Source organism: Citrobacter sp. S55_ASV_140, assembly GCF_018919505.1.
GTDB lineage: Bacteria > Pseudomonadota > Gammaproteobacteria > Enterobacterales > Enterobacteriaceae > Citrobacter > Citrobacter werkmanii.
Genome location: NZ_JAHLQZ010000359.1, coordinates 1 through 1,908, shown reverse-complemented (window position 1 = coordinate 1,908; position 1,908 = coordinate 1). Strand labels below are relative to the sequence as shown.

The 1,908-nt window shown below is 36.6% G+C and carries 1 protein-coding gene, 1 tRNA gene and 1 pseudogene; 2 read left to right on the top strand and 1 reads right to left on the bottom strand.

Annotation, left to right across the window (positions count from 1 at the left end; genetic code table 11):
- Nucleotides 1-1,226 (bottom strand): hypothetical protein (locus KQJ18_RS23740; protein ID WP_216422919.1); only part of this gene is annotated, 1,226 nt, incomplete at its 3' end.
- A 230-nt stretch (nucleotides 1,227-1,456) separates the two neighbouring features.
- On the opposite strand from KQJ18_RS23740, the gene KQJ18_RS23735 reads away from it, so the two are divergent.
- Both KQJ18_RS23735 and KQJ18_RS23730 read left to right on the top strand, forming a co-directional pair.
- Nucleotides 1,457-1,538 (top strand) — tRNA-Pro (locus KQJ18_RS23735).
- A 275-nt stretch (nucleotides 1,539-1,813) separates the two neighbouring features.
- Nucleotides 1,814-1,908, top strand: a pseudogene (locus KQJ18_RS23730) (SOS response-associated peptidase); the annotation flags it as partial.

The following is a 1,908-nucleotide window of genomic DNA, read 5'->3' as shown; positions in this document are numbered from 1 at the left end:
GTTTGAAGTACTGTCAGTAGATTCTCAATTTCAGGAAATTGGTTCGACCATTCATCAATCACCTCATTATAGACACTAATAGAAGCCTCACGATCAGCCTCATAAAGCTCGCTTGATGTGTACAGGCCCGAAGTGTTATTTTTATGACAGGCTCTAATTTTATTAAAGTATACTATAATATCACGCGGTCTAAAAAAAGAACGCCGGCATATATATTTAAATGGAGGAGTGCCTTGTCTCACGAATGAAACTTCAAATACTTTTCCAGATCTATCTTTTTCGTCTCCCAAGATGATTTCTGCAGGCTTATATTTTTTTATTCTTTCATAATACATGTCATTAAGATTGTTTTCATCCCATGAAATTGTAATTGCACTATCTTGTAATAACTTATTTTTATCATTGAATTTTAAAGAGTGATAAATATCTGTACGTAAAAAAGGAATTATTTTCAGCTTGTCAGTTAATCGTTCATCTGCCGCTATATTCCTGCAAACATTCAGGAGATTTATCAAAACCTTACTATACTCTTCAATTTGCCCCTCCAGCCAATTTTCATCTAACTGGTCAAGAGCAATAATTATTTTATTATCACCAATATTATCTTTAAAGATTTTTTCAAAATGTGTTAATAGTGTAAAAGCATTCGCTCTGAGCCTCTGTTTTAATTGTACATTTTCAGCGACCTCTTCCAATGATATTTCGCCAACATCTAAAGATATTTCATCAAGACCCGCGCTTGGGCCTTTTATGGTTTTCAATCTAGTAATTTTAGAAAACAAAACTTCTTTCAGGCTAGGGTCCGGGCTACCAAAAACAGTTTTAATGTATTTATCTGCCCATTTTAGATCTTTATTTAAATCTTCTTTGTTATTATTTTTAATTTCGATTAATTTAGATAGCGCTTTAATATAAAAAAGATACATCCAACTCTTTTGATAAGCTGAAAGCTCTCCAGCCATTGCATCCTTATATAACTGATGAGCAGGCCAAGGATAGTCACTAAAATTTAAGCATACTGAGTTAAACCCATTTAGGTTCGTTGGATTCCCTCTCCTGAGATGTTCGTAAATCGCTGTTTTCCCAGTACCTTTCCGCCCGAGAACCAACCATGCTCTGCTTTCAATGATATCCTTGATCGCTGGAAGCTTGAAAAAATAAGTCTGTAAATCACGATCTGTTTCTGCTGAAACCTGAAATTCCGGAAGCCACTCTTTTATATCCATATGCGTCTATTTACCTTATAAAAGCGTTTTGTTTTTATAAAGTTAAGTACAAATCATGTCATGAATCAAGTCTTTTTTTGTAGATCTATCCTCAAAGTCTCAGATACTTGAAATATTCTTTTTTACTTTATTGAGGTTAGCTTTGGCAGATACTCATTCAAAAACACCACTTAATTTTGATTAAATCTGCTAAGAATTGAGCAACAATCTCTGTTATGAGTATCTAATCTCGGTACATAGCAGGTCCTGAGGTAATAGTACGCTGTCATGGGGTGTCGGGGGTCGGAGGTTCAAATCCTCTCGTGCCGACCAAAAATCCTCTAAGAACCAGCCTGTTACGGCTGGTTTTTTATGCCTGTTTTCTGAACGGGGAAGCAATGGGGAATTACGGGGGAATAATCCCGTCAAACGTTGCCCCCGGATCGCTAGCACACATTGATTAGGTATCCTTTTCACTTTCGGAATTCATCAATTCACAAAACTATCATTCCGATTTACCTTACAAGCTCCTTTTAAATCTTTAACGGTGCGCACCACTTTTTCTTACTACCCTATACTTTCAGTCTGACATATGACTGGAGGTTTCTATGTGTGGACGCTTTGCACAGTCAATGACGCGTGAAGATTATCTTGCCCTGCTCGCTGATGAATCAGAACGCGATATTCCATACGATCCAGAACC